Source organism: Zhongshania aquimaris (assembly GCF_019312595.1).
In the GTDB taxonomy this organism is placed as follows: Bacteria; Pseudomonadota; Gammaproteobacteria; order Pseudomonadales; family Spongiibacteraceae; genus Spongiibacter; species Spongiibacter aquimaris.
In genome coordinates this window covers 17,178-37,933 of sequence record NZ_JAHWDQ010000002.1, presented here as the reverse complement: position 1 = coordinate 37,933, position 20,756 = coordinate 17,178, and the positions used below count along the sequence as shown (strand labels likewise).

Here is a 20,756-nt window from a genome sequence, read left to right as displayed (position 1 = left end):
TAAGCACGCTATACAGGCAGCGACCGAGCACATAAACCAAGCCCACGCCAAACTCGGCTACTTTCGAGCACACAAACCAAATCTCCGCCAAACTCGACTACCATCGATTACACAATTCAAACCTCCGACATACTCGGCCGCGACCGAGTATCCAAGTGAACAAAAGCGTTTTCCATCTCCCGTCTAGCGTAGCGACAGGCAGCGCGGATGCCCCATCTACCACCTATAGCTAAACAATCTCCGCTTTCCTAGCCTTTTTTAAGGCAAAAGCAGGTATCACCTTGCAAATCCCGTGTCGCCTGAGCTAACTTAAGAGCAGGTAATTATCCTTTTTACGTTCTTATTAATTACTGCGTTCGGCATTTTCGATGCTGGCTGTGCTCGGAATAGTCATTTACCCAAGTGTAAATTCTATTTTCAATACATCAGTCGCCTTATAACCGCCATCGCTGCTACATTAATTTGAGCCCCGTTATCATAAAAGCAAGAGGAAGAGTCTGCGATGAAACTAGTCAGTGCGGTGATCAAACCGTTTAAATTAGATGATGTCCGTGCCGCATTGTCAGAAATTGGTGTGCAGGGGGTTACAGTAACCGAAGTCAAAGGTTTTGGTCGTCAGAAGGGGCATACCGAGCTGTATCGTGGCGCGGAGTATGTGGTCGATTTTTTGCCGAAAGTGAAATTAGAAATTGCTGTGTCTGATGACCTTGTCGAGAAAGTGATCGATACGGTTACTAAGGCAGCGAATACTGGCAAAATTGGTGATGGCAAGATATTCGTGACAGCCCTCGAGCAAGTTATTCGTATCCGCACCGGGGAAACCGGCGAAGACGCTATCTAGCGATATGTTAGATAAGTGTGGGGGTGGCTTAGGCCACCCTTTTTTATGCGCCAGCGGTTTTTATAGCTCAAAAAGTGATGACGAGATTTGTTCGTAATAACAAAAAACTCTAATCCCCCCTCTTGCCAAAAAGCCTTGTATACAAGTATAAATCGCCTCGTAAACGCGGGATTCTTATTTCCGGGAGGAGGTCGTATGGGGTCGCGTAATCGTAGTACAAGTAATCAATCTTCAAGTGCGCAGCAGTATGTGTCAGCACCTACTATGCATGATCGTATGCGTGAGCAGCTCGCCAAAGATGTAGAGGCTTTCCTCGCCATTGGCGGTGAAATAAAGCATTTAGATCCGCATATGCGCAGCAACTTAAACGATATCGATACAGAATCAGACAGTTACTGATTTGCTCTTGTAAAGGTATCTGTCAGCAACTAGCTGCCAGCTAGTTGCTGTATTTTGCTGGGCAATTCCCGCCAATCACTAAAGTGCGTATCAGCTAACTCATGGGGTGCTGGTGAGTCCGGCTTAAGTCGAGCTTGAATGGTGTGTAAGCCAAGCGCTTTCGCTCCACTGATATCATCAATCACGTGGTCACCTATATGTATGGCTTCCTCAGGGTCACAGCTGGCAACATCTAAGGCTTTTAAGAATAGCGGTGCGCTTGGTTTAGCTGCATTGACATCCTCTGCTTGGTAGCTGGCACTGAAATATCGGCTAATGGTTTGCACTCCGAGGTCGGCGTTGCCATTGGTGAGACTGATTAACATAAACTGCTTACTCAGCTCGCCGAGAATGGTTTCGCAATGTGGAAACAAGGTGACCTTTTGCCGCTCTGCAAGAAATACAGAAAAGGCCTGTTGGGCAATTGTGGCGCTTTGATGGCGGTATCCACAGAGCGCTAAAGCGTCGCTTAAGCTAGCGATACGCCACTGTGAAATTTGATGCTTAAACTCAGGGTGGCTATCCAGAAAAGCTAGGCGATGAGCGCGAAGTGACGTTGGACTAAAGCGTTCAGTGAGTCGCGGTGCGACAGTGGCTAGATAGGCGTAAAAAACCTGCTCGGCCTGTTCAATGACGGGTTTGCTTAACCACAAAGTGTCATCTAAGTCGAAACACAGTAATTTTATGTTTTTCATGTGAGCGGTCTAATTGATGGCTGCAAAGGGGAATCTTAACAGCCTGCTATCGAGGTGGACATGCCGCGTATCATCCGGTTTTTACTTGCGCTCAAGACCTGGGTTTAAAAAGTATGGTACAACTAGGGCTGTTCACACAAAATTTGAACTTCGCGCTTAAATCGGCGTTTTTTCATAATAATGACAGGCAAATAAGTGCTGAAGCACCTTAGTTTTAAATAATGCGGGTTGCAGCTTAAGCCTAGTAATAAAAACAGACAATCGGTAGAGACACATTTTATGGTAAAAACCGCCTTGCAGCCGGTAAAAAATTCACCACCTTGGTGGCGCAGCTTACCGGACGATTTCTATTGCCAGTCTGATGGCACCGAGCTCGATAGTGAATATCCCTTTAAAGTATATGGCACCGCGGCAATGGATCGCATTATGCGCACCGGCTTGTCGCTTATGATTTCCGGTACATTATTGCCTCAGCTCGTGAAGCGTGATGGCATGGCCCGCGAGCGCGAGTGGATGGATTTCTATGCAAAATTAGCGGAACAGCGCGATGTTGACCTTGTGTTTTTACCGCCACCGAAGGTCGATATTACAGAACATAAAATGCCTAAGTTTGGCTATAAGCCCAAAGATATCCCCGCCGTAGAGCTGCGATTTGAAAGTCCATTTACACCGTTAAACCCAGATCTGAATGACAGCTATTTAAGTTATAAGCGCAATCGCACCGCGAGAGCACAATACTGGACCCATCCAGCTGGGCCGCGGCCGACGCTCATATTTGTGCACGGGGTGATCGAAAGTTGGTACGGCTTTAATAGTTTATTTTTCTCCCTTAGATGGTTTTACGACAATGGCTATGATGTCGTCCTAATGACCCAGCCCTTTCACGGTGACCGAGCGGAGCGCTATCACCCCTTTAGTGGCTATGGGCTGTTCGCCGGCGGTTTTTCGCAGCTCAACGAAGGCATGTTGCAAGCGGTCACCGACCTGAGGGTGTTGGTAAATTACTTGTATGAGCGCGGCGCACCCCATGTCGGTATCAGTGGTTTGAGTTTGGGTGGCTACTTAAGCTCGGTGATGGCGGTGGTAGAGCCGCGTCTGGCATTTTGTATCCCCAACTCACCCTTGGTTGCACCGGTAGATACCATGCGCAGCTGGGTGCCGACGGGTGGCGTAATGGATCTTATCGGCAAGCGCACCGGTTTGACGCCTTTGGAGTTACGTAGAGGCTTAGCAATACACAGCCCCCTAAGTTATCAGCCTAAGCTTGACCCGGACCGGGTGATGATAATCGGCGGCGCGGGTGACCGATTTACCCCGCCGCGCTTTGTTAGATTGCTGCATGCGCATTGGCAAGAATCCCATTTGCACTGGTTTCCCGGTAATCATATTGTGCATTTGGGGCGGGCTGAATACTTGAAGCTAATGCGGCGTTTTATGGATAGTCATTGTCAGAATATCTAGCCTGATGGTGGATGTCTGACGTCGGACGAAAAGTTGCTTGTACCTTGAAGCCCGAGCGGCAATCCTGCGTCGGACGTCAGACCTCAGGCTTGTTTTTACAAAAACGGCCCTTTCATCAATTTTGGCAGCGTGCGGTTCACAACATCGGCGATATACTCTAAAAATATCGTACCCATGCTGGATTTAAAATGCTGTGGATTCTTACTTGCGATGGCGATGACGCCGTCAATATTGCCGGGCTGGATGGGCATAAGCGCCGCTGATCCGATGTGATCTGCGTGCTTGCCAAACAAAAAGCTCAGTTCCTCGCCGCGCAATACCCCGCATACCGATTTCTTACCGCGCAATAGGCTGCCGATTTGCGTGTGGGCCTGTTCTGGGCTGACCACCCGCAACGAGTTGCCGCCGACCCGATTGGGATCGGCGAATATAATCAAACTAGCGTAGTCGATATCTTCAAAATCGCTTACCAGATGGCGGCAAAGGGTGTTGCTTAACTCTTCGGCTCGACGTGCTTCAATCAGCGACAAAATAAGCGTTTTACTGCGTTCAAATAGCATGTCATTGCGCTGCGCATTATCTAACATGCCGCTGATACGACCGCGCATATCCATATTGCGCTCGCGCAATACTTCTACCTGCCGTTCTAGCAAGCTGACCGCCTTTCCCGTTTTGTGGGTGATTTTAAGCTCGGTCAGCAAGTCTTCGTTATTTAGAAAGAAACCGGGATGGTTGCGCAGATAACGTGCGACTTCACTTTCGCTGGGTAATCCGTCTTTTTTCGGGCTTGCACTGTCCACAGGGAGTCCTATATTTGTATCTGGCCTTCAAAAACCGTTGTTGCTGGTCCCGTCATGATAACGGGCTGCCCTGGGCCTTGCCAGCGAATACTTAGGCTGCCACCGGGGAGGTGAACGGTCACGGTTGAGTTCAATTTGCCCTGCACAATACCGCTAACCACCGCAGCGCAAGCCCCTGTGCCGCAGGCAAGGGTTTCACCCACGCCGCGTTCAAAAACACGCAGCCGAATGGTGTCCCTATCGACAACCTGCATAAAGCCAACGTTAACACGCTGCGGGAAGCGGGGGTGGCTTTCCGTAACCGGGCCAACGCTCTCTACCGGTGCAGTATCGACGTCAGTAACCGGCAAAATCACATGGGGGTTGCCCATCGACACGGCGCCAACCTGCCACGCACTGCCATCGATATCCAGTGCGTACTCTGTGGCTTGTTGATCGGCGGTGAAGGGAATTCGCTTGGGATCTAAAATCGGCTCGCCCATATCCACACGGACCTGCCGATTTTCCGTCAACTCAAGCTCAATAATGCCGGCCAGCGTTTCGACTTTAATTTTTTGTTTGCCGGTTAGTCTTTTATCGCGAATAAAGCGAGCAAAGCAGCGCGCGCCGTTGCCGCATTGCTCAACTTCGCTGCCTTCGGCATTGTAAATGCGATAGCAGAAGTCGACATCCGGTTGAGTTGGAATTTCAACGGTAAGAACTTGATCACAGCCAATGCCAAAATGCCGATCGGCAATTTTGCGAATATGGTGTGGCTTAAGCTTGAAACGCTGGGTAATGAGGTCAATAACAACAAAATCATTGCCCAGGCCATGCATTTTGGTAAAGCGTAACTGCATCGTAAAACCCTGTGGTGCGCCTCACCGATGGCGCTGATTAACGATGCGGGCGCGATGCCATTATGTGAGAGTGCTAAGTGAACAGCGTCCTCTTCGTCTCAGGGCAACACAGTTTCGCCACGCATCAAGTCGGTGACAGTTTCTCGCGCGCGGATTAGGTGGTATTTGTCGCCATCCACCATGATTTCAGCTGCACGTCCTCGGCTATTGTAATTGGAACTCATGGTAAATCCATAGGCGCCGCTTGACGCTAGTGCCAGTAGATCCCCTTCTTCGATGCAAAGTTCGCGATCTTTGGCCAAAAAATCGCCGGTTTCGCACACCGGTCCTACGAAGTCATAGTGGCGCAGAACACCGTCTTCACGGGGGCGGACGGCCAATAAGTCCATCCACGCCGAATAGAGCGAGGGGCGAATCATGTCATTCATTGCGGCATCGATGATGGCGAAATTTTTATGATCGTTGAGCTTTAAATATTCCACTCGAGTTAGCAAAACACCGGCGTTGGCGGTAATGGAACGTCCCGGTTCAAACATCAGGGTAACTTGGCGGTCGCCCAGCTTTTCTCTAATCGCGCGAATGTAGTCGCCGGTGACCGGCGCGGTTTCATCGCGATAGCGAACACCCAAGCCGCCACCAAGGTCGAGATGAGAGATAGTGATGTCCATACTTGCCAACACATCAACTAACTTTAAGACCCGCTCCAGTGCATCTAAAAACGGGCTGGTATCGATAAGTTGGGAGCCGATATGGCAGTCGACCCCTTTGATTTCAATATTTGCCAGAACCGCGGCGCGACGGTAAACCTCTGGAGCGCGCTCGATATCAATACCAAATTTGTTATCGCGCAAACCGGTTGAAATATAGGGGTGGGTTTTGGCGTCGACATCGGGGTTAACACGCAGGGAAATTGGCGCAACGACGTTCATTGCGGCGGCAACGCTATTCAGGCGCTCTAACTCGGCCTCTGACTCAACGTTAAAGCAGTGAATGCCCACCTCAAGTGCGCGCTGCATTTCCGGGGCGGTTTTGCCAACGCCTGAAAAGACGATGCGTTCAGGTTTGCCACCAGCGGCCAGCACTCGCTCTAGTTCACCACTGGAAACGATATCAAAGCCGGCGCCAAGGCGTGCCAGTACATTTAATACCGCAATATTGGAATTGGCTTTAACGGCATAACAAACCAAATGGTCTTGGCCGGCTAAGGCGTCGGTGTATTCAGTGAACCGCTGCTCAAGATAGGCGCGGGAATACACATAACACGGGCTGCCAAACTCTGCGGCAATCTTGCTCAGTGGCACAGCCTCGGCGTGTAGTTCGCCGTCGATGTATTGAAATGGAGACATATAAATTTACTCTGCAGGCGACGTCGTCGCCGTATCGGTGGTGGCTTGCTGACGATCGGGGCCCGCGGTGGATGAGTCAGTGGTCTCGACATCCGCCTTCTTGTCATTGTCGTCTGGTAGCGTAAGTGGGCCGGTTTGACCGCAGGCGCCCAGTAGAACCACGCTGCACAATATAAACGTGCGAATGCTGACCATAACAATGTCCCGAAAATAACTGTGTCGCGCATTATACCTAGCTCGCGCAACAAGCCCAATGCTTGTCGTGGTATGCGGATTGAGCACAGCCTTAGTATACTGCCGTCAAGATTCTAAACTGTAAGCTGAATACTGGGCACACAAAATGAACGAAGTTGAATTCAACGACAATATTGACGAGCTATATACTACGATCGAAGACGCCATTGACGACTTAGAAGCCGACGTAGATTGTGAGATAAGCGGGGGCGTACTCACCTTGCAATGCCCAGACGGCAGCGCCTTAATATTCAGTCGTCAGAGTGCAAGCAAAGAACTCTGGTTAGCCGCGCGCTCAGGTGGATTTCACTATAGCTGGCAAAACAATGAATGGTACTGCGCCCGCACAGAACAAACACTAAGTGAAATGCTGGCAGAAATCAGCAAAGAACAAATGGGCGAAGCCTTACTTCTATAATAATGCCTAACTTGCGCCTAATCTCGCGTGCGGAACAAATACCATGATACCGGCGGCTATGTAGTGATAAGTATGAGCGATAGCTGTTTTCCTCGAATACACCTTTAGCTCTAAGCTATTTGGCTCGGCAACGGACATGATTCCGAGTTCGTATGGTTGTCAAGAAACCTGCCTACTTTTAGTGAATTTATAAGCGGTCGAAACACTTTGTGTATTGTTTGTCTACGCGGCAAGACGCTTGAATAAGTATTCACTTGTCTTGCGGTTAGCTCCATAGATATATAGCTTTGGCTTTCGTTCGTTAGCAAAGATTTACATACAAGATAGCTGAGAGTTAAATTTTATTACCTCAATTAATTTACTTTCGAAATTTTAAATATCAACTACCTATAAAATCATGGCAAATTATTTTTAATAATATTTAGTTGATACTAAGCTGATTAATATCCACCGTAATTATTCTGATGAATAAAGGTATGGTAATTATTATTTGCTTTTATTTCTTTCAAAGGTACACTTAGTTTTGCCTAGGATGGGCACTTGGCAGGGACGCTGACCAAGGAACGGTCATGCACACAGGACGTGAGTATTGGAATAGAACTCTGGGCGTTCCTGCCACCTTTTTTTGTATCTTCTAATTTCTTGCTTGTTAAATAGGCAGGTTATCTTGCGCCTAATAGACTTATATACAAGCGTCTTCAATTAGATTTCCCCCATAATTAATGAATAGCTAAGAGCATGAACACATGCGTATAAATAATTTCGCCAGTTTAACGACACAATTTTTAGTAAGTGTAATTTAGCAAAAAACTTTTACACATTATATGGAAGGTGGGTCGTTGTGAGGTGGTTATTACTATTTTAAATCTGTGTAAGAGCGGTTTTTTAAACGAATGTATCTAGCCCACGACACTAGGCTTTAGGTATTTGGCTGATTACTAGCGCCCGATCTCAGACTAATCGCAGGCAAAGATCTTTGTTATAGGCGACGCTCCCCGCTGCAAAGTTCGAGGGCTCGGGATCCTCAATCGAGTTGAGGATGACGGGTTGGTAACGTTGAGGATGACATCACCACCCCACGTCTTCGAGGATGACACCACCACCCCACGTCATCCCCGACCCCGATCGGAGATCCAGTGTGAGCGGCAGCGAATGCCTCTAGCGTCTGACGTCAGACTTCTGGCGTAAAGCGGAGTATGTGGGGTGCTGCAAAGTCCGAGGACTATGGATCCTCAATCGAGTTGAGGATGACGGGTTGGTAACGTTGAGGATGACATCACCACACCGCGTTATCGAGGATGACACCGCCACACCACGTCTTCGAGGATGATACCACCACCCCATGTCATCCCCGACCCCGATCGGGGATCCAGTGTGAGCGGCAGCGAATGCCTCTAGCGTCTGACGTCAGACTTCTGGCGTAAAGCGGAGTATGTGGGGTGCTGCAAAGTCAGAGGACTATGGATCCTCAATCGAGTTGAGGATGACGGGTTGGTAACGTTGAGGATGACACCGCCACACCACGTCTTCGAGGATGACATCACCACACCGCGTTATCGAGGATGACACCACCACCCCACGTCATCCCCGACCCCGATCGGGGATCCAGTGTGAGCGGCAGCGAATGCCTTTAGCGTCTGACGTCAGACTTCTGGCGTAAAGCGGAGTATGTGGAGTGCTGCAAAGTCCGAGGACTATGGATCCTCAATCAAGTTGAGGATGACGAAGTAGGAGAGTTGAGGATGACGAAGTAGGAGAGTTGAGTATGCCAACTGTGAACTTTGGGGGGACCACCTAGCGTTACTTCACGCTCGATCTCCCGCAGCCACGTCGTCCGCGACCCCTTGATATCATCCATAATCAAGGCTGGGAATACCCTACAAGCGCAGCGATTGCTTTTAGCCTCTGACACCAGACGCCCGACATCTGACCAGGCACCAGCATCCTGCCAAGCACCAACGCCTGGGCTCCGAAGAATCACTAGCGTTCGACACCAGACGTCAGACGTCCGGCGAACCAAAAGCGTGGGCCAGCACGGAGGTATTCAAAATCTCTTCAATATGCTGCTTGTAGCGCATGTAAACGCAGGTTTGCTGCGGCAGCATGATGCTGAGGTCTATGCGGTTTAGTTGGAAGTGCTGGGGTTGTTTGCTGAGTAGCTGCAGTTGTTCGGCGAGTTCGTCGAACAACTTTTGTCCCGCTTGCGCGTAGCGAAATAGTTGGTCATTGCAGCGCATATCAAACACCAAACGACCAGCTTCTTGGGTTTGTGCTAGGGCTTCAAGATGAAGCTGAGGTGTATTGTGAGCTCTTTTATCTATGGGATCACCAAAGTCTGTGATTGGCTCACAAGACCATGCTTCATTTTCTTGGCGCAATTCAAATACGTGAAATTGATGCTTGCCGCCCTGCTCCTTTTTACATTCGTAGAGAAAGGCGAGCAGTGGTTGAATCAGTGCCTCGACACTGGTAAATGCGGCGCTGCTGTGGTGCAGCGAGCCGCGCTCATCGCGCAAAAATAGCTCGGCGCTATCGCCAATGCGGTGGAAGAATAGGTAGCAGTCGGGTGTACTGGCGGTATTAATAATGGCGGCCAGCGCGGTGTTGGGTACGCAGTAGCGATCCAAGATCACTGGGCTATACTCGCGTTGACCGCGGCCTAAGCATTGGATCAGTGTGGCGTAGTTGTTGGCATGGATACTGTGTAGCTCGTCATTTTTGGATTGCAAAATATAGAAGCCGCTGCTCAGTTTAATAACAAGGCGTTTATTCGCAGGCTTTGTATAAAAAACGCGATACAACAATTTAGGAAGATGTTGGGCGCGTTTCAATAATCTGTCGTCAGTATCATTAAAAGACAGTGCGTGAATACTGGGTGGGTGACTGCCGCGGGAGGCGGCCACCATGAGTTGCTGGTAGGTCCTAAACGCATCTAATACGGTTTCTGTGCCTGTGTAAGCTAGGGTCGCGACCTCGCCCCAGCTATTGATAATGACGATTTCAATCTGATCAATTGGATAGCTATTGGTGTGCTTACTAAGCCCCGCCGCCCCCAGGGCATTCAACGCGTGTTGGCCCAAATTGAGATACAGCAGCAGTGTCTCTGGCACCTTGGGACGATTAAAGAATTCGTGTTTGTCGGGATCGGCAGCGTAGGCGTGGCGCGGCAGGTGCTTGCAGAGGTGATCGGCTAAGCGTCGCAAATCCGATTCCTTAACACCGTCTTGTCGTCCATTTAGTCTCAGCCGACTGTAATCATTGATCAGACCATTGCAGTAACACCAGCAAAGCAAGCCACTAAGATGGTCGTGCTCCTGCAGAATGGCGTCCGCTTCAAAGTCGTGGCGGGCGCTGGTGCTCACCGCCCAGCGACGCTGGCTACCAAAGCCGGAAGAGTGAAAAAATAATTGTTCTTCTGACAAATCGGGAGCAATGCCGGGGTTTAGCCACTCTACTTTATTGCGCTTGCGTTCAAAGGCGGCATAAAGTTTTCGACCGAGCAGTGTCATTTCTTGCGATTTAATCAAGGCGGGGCGTTTGCTTCGCTGGGCAAAGTCCTGCAAAAAGCGATAACTATTAGTGAGCTCTGCCACTAGGAAACGATGCTCCTCTCGTACTCGGCGCAATTTCCAGCGGTTGCGGGTATCTAAGTTAAGCAGTTGCTCTGGCGGCCATTGCCATTCGCTTATTAATTTTTCCAGCAGTTGGCGCCGCCATGTGGTGTTGCTGATATTGAGCTGCGACAGGTGAATACCAACCTTGAAATAAAAGGCGCGGCGAACTAGCTCCAGGCGGTCAAACTCATTTCTTTCTTGTAGATAATTTGCTAATCGTTGATACACCATGACATAGGGGTCGAGGGTGTCGGCGTCGGTAATACCGTCGTGAATAGATTGCTTAAGGCTGACTGAAAGCGGCAGTACTCGGGGAAAATCGCGGGCGTAAACTTCCGTTAGAAGTAGTTTTAGTACCGCTTTGTACGGCGAGCTAATCGCTTTATACAGCTGCCAAACACCGGCACCTATAAACTCACCGGCGGGGATGTCGGAAACACCGCCGAAATCAATCGACTCGTCAGGTCCCACAAAGCCCTGCGAATGCAGCAGTGCGGTGTACTCCTGGTAATTCACCTCTTCCTCTGGCGGCACCAGCCACCAAATCGGGTATCGCCCCGCAACGAGTAGTGCGCTGCGGTAAAACTCATCCAGCAGTAAAAAATGCTGGCTGGTACCGGCGGATTCGGCGCTGAGCTGATCGCGTTGGCCCCGCCGAAACTGATCGTTGTTCATCAGGAAAAAATGGATTTCCAAGCCCAGCGTTTTCGCCCACTCGGTAATGGCGCTGGCCTTGTGATAGAGCTTTTCTAAACCGATTTCATCGATAGTCGCGTGGTGACAAAGCCAAACGTCTAAATCAGAATTTTCTGCTTGCGCAACCGTACCGCAGGAACCCATCAGAAAAACGCTGTGAATTAGCGGCGGGGCTTGATCTTCTGGCCGGTATTCCATGCTGCGGGCAATGTTTTTGCGCACCCGGTCCAGCGTCAGCGTGTCGGGTTGGTAGCCGTCGATTCCACAGGGCGCACTCTGACTGTTATAGCCAGGTAAGATGGGATGGTTTATGTGGATGAGCAGCGGCAGCAGGTCCAGGAATATTTGCTGGCGAGGTAGCAGGGCGGTGCGAGTGCGAAGCATACGTTCGTGATTGAGCTTTAAGAACCGGTCGCGAACCAGCTTCAATCCGTCGTGGGTGATGCCACGATCGAACAGGGGATTGTGAATGTGATTGTTGCTAGACGTATCCGTCATGCTCTGCGACCCGATGTAACTCTGCGTCCACTGTACCGGCATTCACTGCCTGTTGTCATGTTCGGTCTTGTCGCAGATTTTAGCCGCATAAAGATAAAATTAGTTGAGTTGACTTAGCAGTAAATGACCTTGGCGATCCACCTTAGCTTGCCATTTCTGTTCCAGCCAAAGGGTGGCAACGGCATCACTGATGAGCGCTGGACCGCGAATAATCTGCGCGCAAGCAAGTTGTGCGCGTTCATAGCGCGGCACGTGGCTATTTTTCTCTAGGCGGTTTTGGGTGGAGGCCATCATCACGGTTTGTGTGTCGAGCGCCTCGGCTGGCGTGTTATTGATGATATCCGGCAGCGCTATCGCGAGGGTATCTGCACGCAGAGCTTGCCGAATATTGATTAGCTGAATCGGGATGTCGAGCTCGTGTCCATAGAGGTCGCGATGAGCGCGATGAAAGGCATTCTCAAGAGTACCTATGTCGTCCTGCCACGCCAAATTAAGAGTATAAGACTGGCCCACATAGCACAGGTCGACCGAGGGGTGGGCGACTATCTGCGCAGAATCAATGCCCTCAGCCTCTAATTGCTGGCGACCGGTATCTGCGAGCTCGTCTAATGATTGCCGCAAAACGCGCTTATCAAGATCCGTGAGTCCGGTATTGATGGTGCGGGAAAGTTGCCGCTCGCGCGGCGCCAACAGCATACCCAGTGCGGAAAAAACACCTGCGTAGTTCGGAACGACAATCTCAGGGCAGCCCAAGGCGTCTGCCAATGCGCAAATATGAAGTCCACCTGCACCGCCAAAACAGCAGAGACTAAATTCCTCCGGGTCGTGACCGCGCTGCACAGAAATAACTCGCAAGGCTCGCACCATATGTTCATTGGCGATATCAATAATACCGGCGGCAGTCTCTTCAATACTGACGCCAAGCGCATTGGCGAGCTCGCTCACGGCTAGACTCGCTGCCTCGCTATTGAGCGGCATGGCGCCGCCGAGTCGCGCATTGGCGGGCAATCGCCCTAACACGACATTGGCGTCGGTTACAGTGGGTTTTATTCCGCCCTTGTTGTAACACGCGGGGCCGGGGTCGGCGCCCGCAGATTCTGGCCCCACCCGCAACATGCCGCCTTCGTCCAGATAGGCAATGGAACCGCCGCCGGCGCCAATGGTGTGCATATCTACCATTGGCACGGCCACCGGGTATGGGCCAATGCGACCCTCACTGGTCAGCTTGATGTCGCCGTTGATTAAGGCGACATCACTGGACGTGCCGCCCATATCGAAGGTTATTAATTTTGCGCGCTGCAAGGAGTCGCCCAGATGCTTCGCCGCGGCAAGCCCGCCGGCAGGGCCGGAGAGTAATAAATTCACCGCGCGTTGCGAGGCATTAGCGGCATCCGTTGTGCCCCCGGATGACTGCATCACGGATATCGGCGTGGTTTTTAAGGAGGCCTGCAAATTACCCAAGTACCGGGCTACTTTTGGGCCAAGCCAGGCATTAAGCCACGTTGCCATGCCGCGCTCGTACTCTTTGTACTCTGGCAGTACCTCTGAGGAGCGCGACACAAAAATGCCGTCGGGGATATGCGCGGCAATCACCTTTTCAAACTCGGGATTGATAAACGAGAACAATAAATTTATTGCCACCGCCTCGGGTTTGAGCGCGGCTATCTCACTGATTAATGTGTCGATATCGTGTTGGGTGAGCGGCTCAACAATACTGCCATCGGCGCCAATGCGACCGCCGGTTTCCAGGCAATACTCAGCGGGAACCGGAGTGGACTTGGCTTTTGGTTTGAGGTCATAAAGCGCTTCACGAGTTTGGCGGCCAATGCTTAACATATCGGCAAAACCACGGTTGGTAATAAACACCGTCTTAGCGCCTTTGCCCTCCAGCGCCGCATTGGTGGCTACCGTTGAACCGTGCACGACCACGAGGCGGCCTTGCCCGATCAAATCCTGCAAACCTAACTCGCGGATGCCGTTCAAAATCGCCAGCTCCGGACTCGCTGGCGTCGATGGACACTTAAAGCAGCGAATCTGCTGATCGTGAAACAACACAAAATCAGTAAACGTGCCGCCGGTATCGACACCGAGATAAGCGAGAGAAGCAGAATTAGACATAAGAAACTCAAATGAAGACGTGTCGCTATTGTCGCTAGTGGGACGGCGTTTGTCACCGGCTGCGGATAAGGTATGTCGGGTGTTTGACATCTGGCGTCGGGGGACAAAGGCATTCGCTTAAGAGACGTCAGAAGTCAGGAGTCTGACGCCCGACGCCAAAGGCATTCGCTTCGCTCACACTGGATCCCCGATCGGGGTCGGGGATGACGGAGTGCGGAGCGTCTGGGATGACGTGTTACGGTGTTGTCGTCACCCTCAACGTACCGTCGTCATCCTCAACTCGATTGAGGATCCATAGACCTCGGGCTTTGTCGCACGGCATAATGTGCGGAAATTGACGCCGGAAGTCAGACGTCTGATGCACGATGCAACAGGCATTCGCTTCGCTCACTTGGATCCCCGATCGGGGTCGGGGATGACGTGGTGTGGCGTCGGGGATGACGTGGTTTTTAAAGGTCGGGGATGACGTGGTGTGGCGTCGGGGATGACGTGGTTTTTAAAGGTCGTGGATGACGTGGTGCGGCGTCGGGGATGATTTGGTGTGGTGCTTCGGGGTGACGTAGTTTGGTCGTGTCATCCTCAACCCGCTAACCCGTCATCCACGACGTAACTCACCGTCACCCTCAAAGCACCCAACCGTCATCCTCAACTCGATTGAGGATCCATAGACCTCGGGCTTTGTCGCACGCCACAATGTGCGGAAATTGACGCCGGAAGTCAGACGTCTGATGCACGACGCAAAAGGCATTCGCTTTGCTCACACAGGATCCCCGATCGGGGTCGGGGATGACGTGGTTTTTAAAGGTCGTGTATGACGTGGTGCGGCGTCGGGGATGACTTGGTGTGGTGCTTCGGGGTGACGTAGTTTGGTCGTGTCATCTTCAACCCGCTAACCCGTCATCCACGACGTAACTCACCGACACCCTCAAAGCACCCATCCGTCATCCTCAACTCGATTGAGGATCCATAAACCTCGAGACCAACACCCCTGCCGAATGACGACAAACGCTATGCTGCGATACAATCGCTGTCCCGCCACTGTGTTTGAGATTGTCGTGCCTGAATTACCCGAAGTAGAAACCGTTAAACGTGGTATCGCACCGCATTTGGTGAAGCGGCGTTTTAAAAACGTCATCGTTCGAGACCACCGCTTGCGCTGGCCGGTCGATCCTAATTTAGCGGATTATCTTGTAAACCAGGAAATCGTAAGCGTAGAGCGCCGTGCGAAATACGTCTTAGTGCGCTTGGCTACTGGGTATTTGGTGATTCATCTTGGTATGTCGGGGCGCCTGTTTTTTGTTGGCGACAATACGCCGGTTGCTAAACATGATCATCTAGACTGGCAACTAAGTGACGGGCAGACCCTGCGCTACACCGACCCCCGACGATTTGGTGCGGTTATTTGGATCTCTGGCGACGATGTGTCAAGCCATAAACTATTTGCCAAGCTTGGTCCTGAACCACTGCTAGACGAATTTAACGCGGAGTATCTTTTTAAACGCTCTAGAAAGCGTAAAGTGCCGATCAAAAGCTTCCTAATGGACGCGCACGTTGTGGTCGGCGTTGGTAATATATACGCCAACGAAGCCCTATTTATGGCCGGCATATCACCCATTCGAGAGGCGGGTAGCATCAGCTTGGCGCGCTACACCCGACTGGTTGTCGGAATAAAACAGGTCTTAGACAAGGCCATATTACAAGGTGGCACAACCTTGAAAGACTTTGTTGGCGGAGATGGCAAACCAGGCTATTTCAAACAAGAATTACAAGTGTATGGGCGCGGTGGCCTAGCGTGTAGTCATTGCGCGAAAATACTGCAAGAGATAAAACTGGCGCAGCGTACCACCGTATTTTGTAAGGCGTGCCAGCGGTGAATAACTAAGCGTCAAAAGTGGTTGTTTCCACACCGAGCCACGCTATCCCCGACGCCCTAAAACTCCGTCATCCCCGACCCCGATCGGGGATCCAGTGTGAGCGGTAGCGAATGTGTTCACCTAAGCATGAGACTCTTCGCTGCAGCGCGTAAATGTCGTTGGCATAGTCATAGTGCGGTGTGACGGAAGGCCCGAGGTTTATGGATCCTCAATCGAGTTGAGGATGACGGTGGTGGTACGTTGAGGATGATGGTGGTGGGGGGGTGAGAATGACGGTTGAGGAGTGTTGAGAATGACGGCGGAGGAGCCTTGAGGATGACCATAGCGAACCACGTCACCCCCGGTTCCCTAAAACTCCGTCATCCCCGACCCCGATCGGGGATCCAGTGTGAGCGGTAGCGAATGTGTTCGTCTGAGCAAGAGACTCTTCGCTGCAGAGCGTAAATGTCGCTGGCATAGTCATAGTGCGGTGTGACGGAAGGCCCGAGGTTTATGGATCCTCAATCGAGTTGAGGATGACAGGCTGGGAACGTTGAGAATGACGGTGGTGGGGGTGAGAATGACGGCGGAGGAGTCTTGAGGATGACCATACCGAGCCACTACACCCCCGGTTCCTCAAAACTCCGTCATCCCCGACCCCGATCGGGGATCCAGTGTGAGCGAAGCGAATGCCTGTGGCGCCTGACGTCAGACACCCGACTTCCGACATTCCGAAACCCCGCCATCAGTCGAAAAATCGCATCAAAACCCCAGCGCCTGCCCCTCTCGACGTGGATCGGCAGCACCCTCCAAACCAGAAGCCTTAATCAAAATCCCGTGTAATCCGCTGGTTTGCGCACCTTCGGTAAACTGGTGACCGCGTTCCTTCAGCTGACTTTTTATCTCATCGGTGAATCGGCCGGCTTCTAACTCGGTGGTGTCGCTCATGGCAATGACATGCCCAGCGCTTATCGCCGTTGCGATATCGTCGTCTTCAGCAAGAATGTGATATAGGCTGCCGGCTACGTAATCGATAATTCTTGCGCCGCCGGGCGAGCCAATGGCCAATACGGGCTGATCATTTTTAAACACAATAATGGGCGACATCGACGAGCGTGGTCGTTTACCCGCCTGTATGCGATTCGCAATCTTGCTGCCGTCGCTGTTCTTCGGGGTAAATGAGAAATCCGTCAGTTGGTTATTCAGCAAAAAGCCGCCGACAAAAATGCGGGAGCCAAACGCGGTTTCGATACTGGTGGTCATACTCAGAACATTCCCTGCAGCATCCACAATACTGAAATGGCTGGTGGAGGGGAGCTCCGGCGAGTTACTCATGGCATGTTTTGGTGCTGCAGGTGGGCTGCCTGCTTCCACCGAAACAGCGCGCTTTTTAGGATCAATAAGCTTGGCTCGTTGAGTTAAATACGCAGAATTAACAAGCCCTGGCGTCGGCACATCAACAAAATCCGGATCGGCAACATAGGTATTACGATCTGCAAATGCCAGACGAGAGGCTTCAATAAATGTGTGGTAGAAATCTGCCTTATTAGAGTTCGCGCCCTTGGCTTCTGCCGCTTCAATCATCTTTAAAATGGCGATAACGGTTGTACCGCCGGACGAGGGTGGTGGCGCACCGCAAACCATATAAACGCGAAAGGTCGCACAAACCGGGGGTCTTTGCTTTGCTTGGTAGTTTGCCAAATCTTTAGCGCTAAGTTGGCCTGCTCGGTTTGGGTCTGTTGCTACTGCTTTTACAATATCCTTTGCGATTTCACCTTTATAAAAAGCAGCACTTCCATGACGTGCGATCGTCTTTAAAGTAGCGGCATACGCTGGGTTTTTCAGGCGTGTACCGATGGCTTTTGGTTTGCCGCTGCGATCAAAGAAGTAGCGTTTTATCTCTGGATTCACTGCCACCTTCGGCATTTTGACCAATAGGGTATGAAGGCGCGGCGAGATATAAAAACCCTTATCTGCAAGCGCAATAGCGGGTGCAAATAAATCGGCCCAAGGCAGCGTGCCAAATTTTTTGTGAGAGTCTTCAAGCATGGCGATAACGCCCGGAACCCCAACGGAATGCCCTCCGATAACGGCCTCAAAGAAGCCCATCGCTGTATTGTCAGCCTTCAAAAAATAGCTCTCGTCGGCTGCCTGCGGCGCGGTTTCACGGCCGTCCCAGCTGCTAAGTTGCTTTTGTTTGGCGTCCCAATAAAGCATAAACGCGCCACCACCAATGCCAGATGATTGCGGCTCAACAAGCCCGAGCACCAGCTGCGCAGCAATACCCGCATCAATAGCTGAACCGCCAGCCCGCAAAATTTTATCCGCGGCGGCGGTCGCGTAAGGGTTTGCGGTTACTGCCATCGCAGACTTGGCGTGAACCACCTTTGAATCGCTAAAACCACTGGCAGCCTCCGGCACAATAACCGGATCACTGGCAAACACGGCGGGACTTAACAGTGCGGCGACATAAATTGATGCTACGGCTAACAGCCGACGAGGATTTCTTTTTAGTAAAGCAGGCATAGGGAAAATCACTTCAAGCGCAAGATAAACCAGCTTGCCACGCAAAAAAGGAAAGCGCAAAGCGCCGGTGGTTTAAGTGCAGGATTGCTGGATCCTCAATCGAGTTGAGGATGACCACGGTGGTACGTTGAGTATGACGACGGTGGTACGTTGAGTATGACGGTCGGTTACGTTGAGGAAGACGGCTGAATGCACATTGAGGATGACGCCGCCACTCTATGCCATCCACGACCTGTAAAAACCAGGTCATCCCCAACCCTCCGCACCACGTCATCCCCGACCCCGATCGGGGATCCAGTGTGAGCAAAGCGAATGCCTTTAGCGTCGGACGCCCGACTTCACCACGGTATATTGTTGAGTGCTACAAAACCCGAGGCCTATGGATCCTCAATCAAGTTGAGGATGACGACGGTGGTGCGTTGAGGGTGACGACGGTGGTACGCTGATGACGGTCGGTTACGTTAAGGAAGACGGCTGAATGCCCATTGAGGAAGACGCCACCACTCTATCACAACCTTTAAAAACTACGTCATCCCCGACCCCGATCGGGGATCCAGTGTGAGCGCAAGCGAATGCATTTAGCGTCAGACGCCCGACTTCACCACGGTATATTGTTGAGTGCGACAAAACCCGAGGTCTATGGATCCTCAATCAAGTTGAGGATGACGACGGTGGTGCGTTGAGGATGACGGCTGAATGCACATTGATGATGACGCCGCCACTCTATGGCATCCACAACCTTTAAAAACTACGTCATCCCCGACCCCGATCGGGGATCCAGTGTGAGCGGCAGCGAATGCCTTTAGCGTCGGACGCCAGACGCCTGACTTCCGACGTCTCTTAAGCGAATGCCATTATCTCCAGCTCGTAGCCATTAACGCGGGTCTTAATCACAAAATACGCAAATAAAGGTCTTCCCATGTCGGGTTACTAGCCTCAATCAGCTGAATCTTCCACGCTCTGTTCCAGCGCTTTAACTGTCGCTCTCTGCATATTGCCGTGTACATATCTTCGTATTGCTCGTAATACACCAGCAAATGCACGCGATATTTTTTACTAAAACCGTCGACTAAGCCGCTCTTATGCTGCCATAAACGCTGCGGTAAATTACTGGTTGAGCCGATATAAAGTGCGCCATTTCGCGCATTGGCAAGAATATACACTGCGGGGGAAATCATACGTGACCATCCTTGGTGACGTGATTTGGAAGAAACGTTTAGCCTACGGCAATTAACTTCTCGTACTTTGCCATCAACTGCTCTTCGGTTTCCATACGATTAAGATCGAGGGGAATACAATCAACAGGGCACACTTGCTGGCATTGCGGTGCATCAAAATGGCCAACGCACTCGGTGCAGCGGTCGGGGTCGATCTCGTAAATACTGTCACCCTGATAAATCGCCTCATTCGGGCACTCGGGCTCACAGACATCACAATTAATGCACTCGTCGGTGATGATCAGTGACATAAAAAGCTCATTTACGGGGAGAGAATCGAGTATTGAGTGCTTTGCTCACATTGTCTGGTACAAAGCGCGACACATCGCCGCCCATACTTGCAATCTCCCGCAACAGAGAGGAAGAAACATAAGAGAGCGACTCACCGGGCGTGAGAAAAACCGTTTCAATCCCAGGGGCCAGTGAACGGTTCATATTCGCCAACTGCAATTCATACTCATAGTCGGCCACCGTGCGAACGCCGCGCAATATAATCTTACAGTTTTGCGCCTTCGCTAATTCAACCGTTAAGCCAGAAAAGCTGCACACCTCAATATTAGGCACATGCGCCAAGGCCTCTGCACATAAATCCATACGCTCTTTAAGCGCAAACATCGGCTGCTTCTTTTCGCTGTTCGCCACCGCAATGACCACAGTATCGAATAACTTAGAGGCGCGCTCCACCAAATCGATATGGCCGCGAGTGATCGGGTCAAACGTGCCAGGATAAACAATACGTTTCATAAATCACCGCTGGGTTTGTGGGTCGGAAATGGTAGCGAAAATAGGCGGGGGTAACAAGGTGATACTAATCGCCCATTGAATAGATTGAAGAACGACGTAGAGTAAAGCGAAAGAACCATGGATCCTCAATCAAGTTGAGGATGACGACGGTGGTGCGTTGAGGGTGACGACGGTGGTACGCTGATGACGGTCGGTTACGTTAAGGAAGACGGCTGAATGCCCATTGAGGATGACGCAGTCACTCTATGCCATCCACGACCTGTAAAAACCAGGTCATCCCCAACCCTCCGCACCACGTCATCCCCGACCCCGATCGGGGATCCAGTGTGAGCGAAGCGAATGCCTTTAGCGTCAGACGCCCGACTTCACCACGGTATATTGTTGAGTGCGACAAAGCCCGAGGCTATGGATCCTCAAT

Annotated in this window: 17 protein-coding genes; 6 read left to right on the top strand and 11 right to left on the bottom strand. The window is 51.3% G+C overall.

Annotation, left to right across the window (positions count from 1 at the left end):
* The first annotated feature begins 502 nt into the window (after nucleotides 1–502).
* Complete coding sequence (glnK, locus tag KXJ70_RS08945) at nucleotides 503–841, top strand: P-II family nitrogen regulator (protein ID WP_219043163.1); 339 nt, start codon at nucleotides 503–505, stop codon at nucleotides 839–841.
* A gap of 195 nt (nucleotides 842–1,036) precedes the next feature.
* Entirely contained in the window at nucleotides 1,037–1,240 is a 204-nt protein-coding gene (locus KXJ70_RS08940; protein ID WP_219043162.1) for a hypothetical protein, read from the top strand.
* A gap of 29 nt (nucleotides 1,241–1,269) precedes the next feature.
* Here KXJ70_RS08940 and KXJ70_RS08935 read toward each other — a convergent pair whose 3' ends face one another.
* Nucleotides 1,270–1,974 (bottom strand): HAD family hydrolase, encoded by a 705-nt coding sequence (locus KXJ70_RS08935; protein WP_219043161.1) that lies wholly within the window; start codon nucleotides 1,972–1,974, stop codon nucleotides 1,270–1,272.
* Nucleotides 1,975–2,253: 279 nt separating this feature from the next.
* On the opposite strand from KXJ70_RS08935, the gene KXJ70_RS08930 reads away from it, so the two are divergent.
* Nucleotides 2,254–3,435 (top strand): alpha/beta hydrolase family protein, encoded by a 1,182-nt coding sequence (locus KXJ70_RS08930; protein ID WP_219043160.1) that lies wholly within the window; start codon nucleotides 2,254–2,256, stop codon nucleotides 3,433–3,435.
* 95 nt (nucleotides 3,436–3,530) lie between these two features.
* On the opposite strand, the gene KXJ70_RS08925 is transcribed toward KXJ70_RS08930, so the two are convergent.
* The 4 genes from KXJ70_RS08925 to lptM form a co-directional block, all read right to left on the bottom strand.
* Nucleotides 3,531–4,235 (bottom strand): DUF484 family protein, encoded by a 705-nt coding sequence (locus KXJ70_RS08925; protein WP_219043159.1) that lies wholly within the window; start codon nucleotides 4,233–4,235, stop codon nucleotides 3,531–3,533.
* Nucleotides 4,236–4,243: 8 nt separating this feature from the next.
* Complete coding sequence (gene dapF, locus KXJ70_RS08920) at nucleotides 4,244–5,074, bottom strand: diaminopimelate epimerase (protein ID WP_219043158.1); 831 nt, start codon at nucleotides 5,072–5,074, stop codon at nucleotides 4,244–4,246.
* A 98-nt stretch (nucleotides 5,075–5,172) separates the two neighbouring features.
* Nucleotides 5,173–6,420 carry a diaminopimelate decarboxylase gene (lysA, locus tag KXJ70_RS08915; RefSeq protein WP_219043157.1) on the bottom strand — a complete coding sequence of 416 codons (1,248 nt, stop codon included), beginning with the start codon at nucleotides 6,418–6,420 and terminating at the stop codon, nucleotides 5,173–5,175.
* A 6-nt stretch (nucleotides 6,421–6,426) separates the two neighbouring features.
* Entirely contained in the window at nucleotides 6,427–6,615 is a 189-nt protein-coding gene (gene lptM / locus KXJ70_RS08910) for an LPS translocon maturation chaperone LptM (protein ID WP_219043156.1), read from the bottom strand.
* Nucleotides 6,616–6,760: 145 nt separating this feature from the next.
* Between lptM and cyaY the strand changes: the two genes are divergently transcribed.
* Complete coding sequence (gene cyaY / locus KXJ70_RS08905) at nucleotides 6,761–7,072, top strand: iron donor protein CyaY (protein ID WP_219043155.1); 312 nt, start codon at nucleotides 6,761–6,763, stop codon at nucleotides 7,070–7,072.
* 2,000 nt (nucleotides 7,073–9,072) lie between these two features.
* On the opposite strand, the gene KXJ70_RS08900 is transcribed toward cyaY, so the two are convergent.
* Entirely contained in the window at nucleotides 9,073–11,880 is a 2,808-nt protein-coding gene (locus KXJ70_RS08900) for a class I adenylate cyclase (RefSeq protein WP_219043154.1), read from the bottom strand.
* 99 nt (nucleotides 11,881–11,979) lie between these two features.
* Nucleotides 11,980–13,998 (bottom strand): hydantoinase/oxoprolinase family protein, encoded by a 2,019-nt coding sequence (locus KXJ70_RS08895; RefSeq protein ID WP_219043153.1) that lies wholly within the window; start codon nucleotides 13,996–13,998, stop codon nucleotides 11,980–11,982.
* A 1,055-nt stretch (nucleotides 13,999–15,053) separates the two neighbouring features.
* On the opposite strand from KXJ70_RS08895, the gene mutM reads away from it, so the two are divergent.
* On the top strand, nucleotides 15,054–15,872 hold the full coding sequence (gene mutM, locus KXJ70_RS08890; protein WP_219043673.1) for a bifunctional DNA-formamidopyrimidine glycosylase/DNA-(apurinic or apyrimidinic site) lyase: 819 nt from the start codon (nucleotides 15,054–15,056) through the stop codon (nucleotides 15,870–15,872).
* A 741-nt stretch (nucleotides 15,873–16,613) separates the two neighbouring features.
* On the opposite strand, the gene ggt is transcribed toward mutM, so the two are convergent.
* Entirely contained in the window at nucleotides 16,614–18,377 is a 1,764-nt protein-coding gene (gene ggt / locus KXJ70_RS08885) for a gamma-glutamyltransferase (RefSeq protein WP_219043152.1), read from the bottom strand.
* Nucleotides 18,378–18,676: 299 nt separating this feature from the next.
* Here ggt and KXJ70_RS08880 point away from each other — a divergent pair, with 299 nt between their 5' ends.
* Nucleotides 18,677–18,823, top strand: a complete 147-nt coding sequence (locus tag KXJ70_RS08880) for a hypothetical protein (RefSeq protein WP_219043151.1) — start codon at nucleotides 18,677–18,679, stop codon at nucleotides 18,821–18,823.
* Between the two features lie 444 nt (nucleotides 18,824–19,267).
* Here KXJ70_RS08880 and KXJ70_RS08875 read toward each other — a convergent pair whose 3' ends face one another.
* From KXJ70_RS08875 to coaD, 3 genes are read right to left on the bottom strand one after another with little or no spacing between them, the layout of a single operon-like run.
* Nucleotides 19,268–19,555: a GIY-YIG nuclease family protein gene (locus tag KXJ70_RS08875; RefSeq protein ID WP_219043150.1), complete on the bottom strand. Its 288-nt coding sequence runs from the start codon at nucleotides 19,553–19,555 to the stop codon at nucleotides 19,268–19,270.
* A gap of 38 nt (nucleotides 19,556–19,593) precedes the next feature.
* Nucleotides 19,594–19,845, bottom strand: coding sequence for a YfhL family 4Fe-4S dicluster ferredoxin (locus KXJ70_RS08870; RefSeq protein ID WP_219043149.1), 252 nt, complete (start codon nucleotides 19,843–19,845; stop codon nucleotides 19,594–19,596).
* Between the two features lie 7 nt (nucleotides 19,846–19,852).
* On the bottom strand, nucleotides 19,853–20,338 hold the full coding sequence (gene coaD, locus KXJ70_RS08865; RefSeq protein ID WP_219043148.1) for a pantetheine-phosphate adenylyltransferase: 486 nt from the start codon (nucleotides 20,336–20,338) through the stop codon (nucleotides 19,853–19,855).
* Between the last annotated feature and the right edge of the window lie 418 nt (nucleotides 20,339–20,756).

Coding starts and splice junctions, on each gene's coding strand:
- glnK (WP_219043163.1), top strand. CDS start 503: ATGAAACTAGTCAGTGCGGTGATCAAACCGTTTAAATTAGATGATGTC.
- KXJ70_RS08940 (WP_219043162.1), top strand. CDS start 1,037: ATGGGGTCGCGTAATCGTAGTACAAGTAATCAATCTTCAAGTGCGCAG.
- KXJ70_RS08935 (WP_219043161.1), bottom strand. CDS start 1,974: ATGAAAAACATAAAATTACTGTGTTTCGACTTAGATGACACTTTGTGG.
- KXJ70_RS08930 (WP_219043160.1), top strand. CDS start 2,254: ATGGTAAAAACCGCCTTGCAGCCGGTAAAAAATTCACCACCTTGGTGG.
- dapF (WP_219043158.1), bottom strand. CDS start 5,074: ATGCAGTTACGCTTTACCAAAATGCATGGCCTGGGCAATGATTTTGTT.
- lysA (WP_219043157.1), bottom strand. CDS start 6,420: ATGTCTCCATTTCAATACATCGACGGCGAACTACACGCCGAGGCTGTG.
- lptM (WP_219043156.1), bottom strand. CDS start 6,615: ATGGTCAGCATTCGCACGTTTATATTGTGCAGCGTGGTTCTACTGGGC.
- cyaY (WP_219043155.1), top strand. CDS start 6,761: ATGAACGAAGTTGAATTCAACGACAATATTGACGAGCTATATACTACG.
- KXJ70_RS08900 (WP_219043154.1), bottom strand. CDS start 11,880: ATGACGGATACGTCTAGCAACAATCACATTCACAATCCCCTGTTCGAT.
- KXJ70_RS08895 (WP_219043153.1), bottom strand. CDS start 13,998: ATGTCTAATTCTGCTTCTCTCGCTTATCTCGGTGTCGATACCGGCGGC.
- ggt (WP_219043152.1), bottom strand. CDS start 18,377: ATGCCTGCTTTACTAAAAAGAAATCCTCGTCGGCTGTTAGCCGTAGCA.
- KXJ70_RS08875 (WP_219043150.1), bottom strand. CDS start 19,555: ATGATTTCCCCCGCAGTGTATATTCTTGCCAATGCGCGAAATGGCGCA.
- KXJ70_RS08870 (WP_219043149.1), bottom strand. CDS start 19,845: ATGTCACTGATCATCACCGACGAGTGCATTAATTGTGATGTCTGTGAG.
- coaD (WP_219043148.1), bottom strand. CDS start 20,338: ATGAAACGTATTGTTTATCCTGGCACGTTTGACCCGATCACTCGCGGC.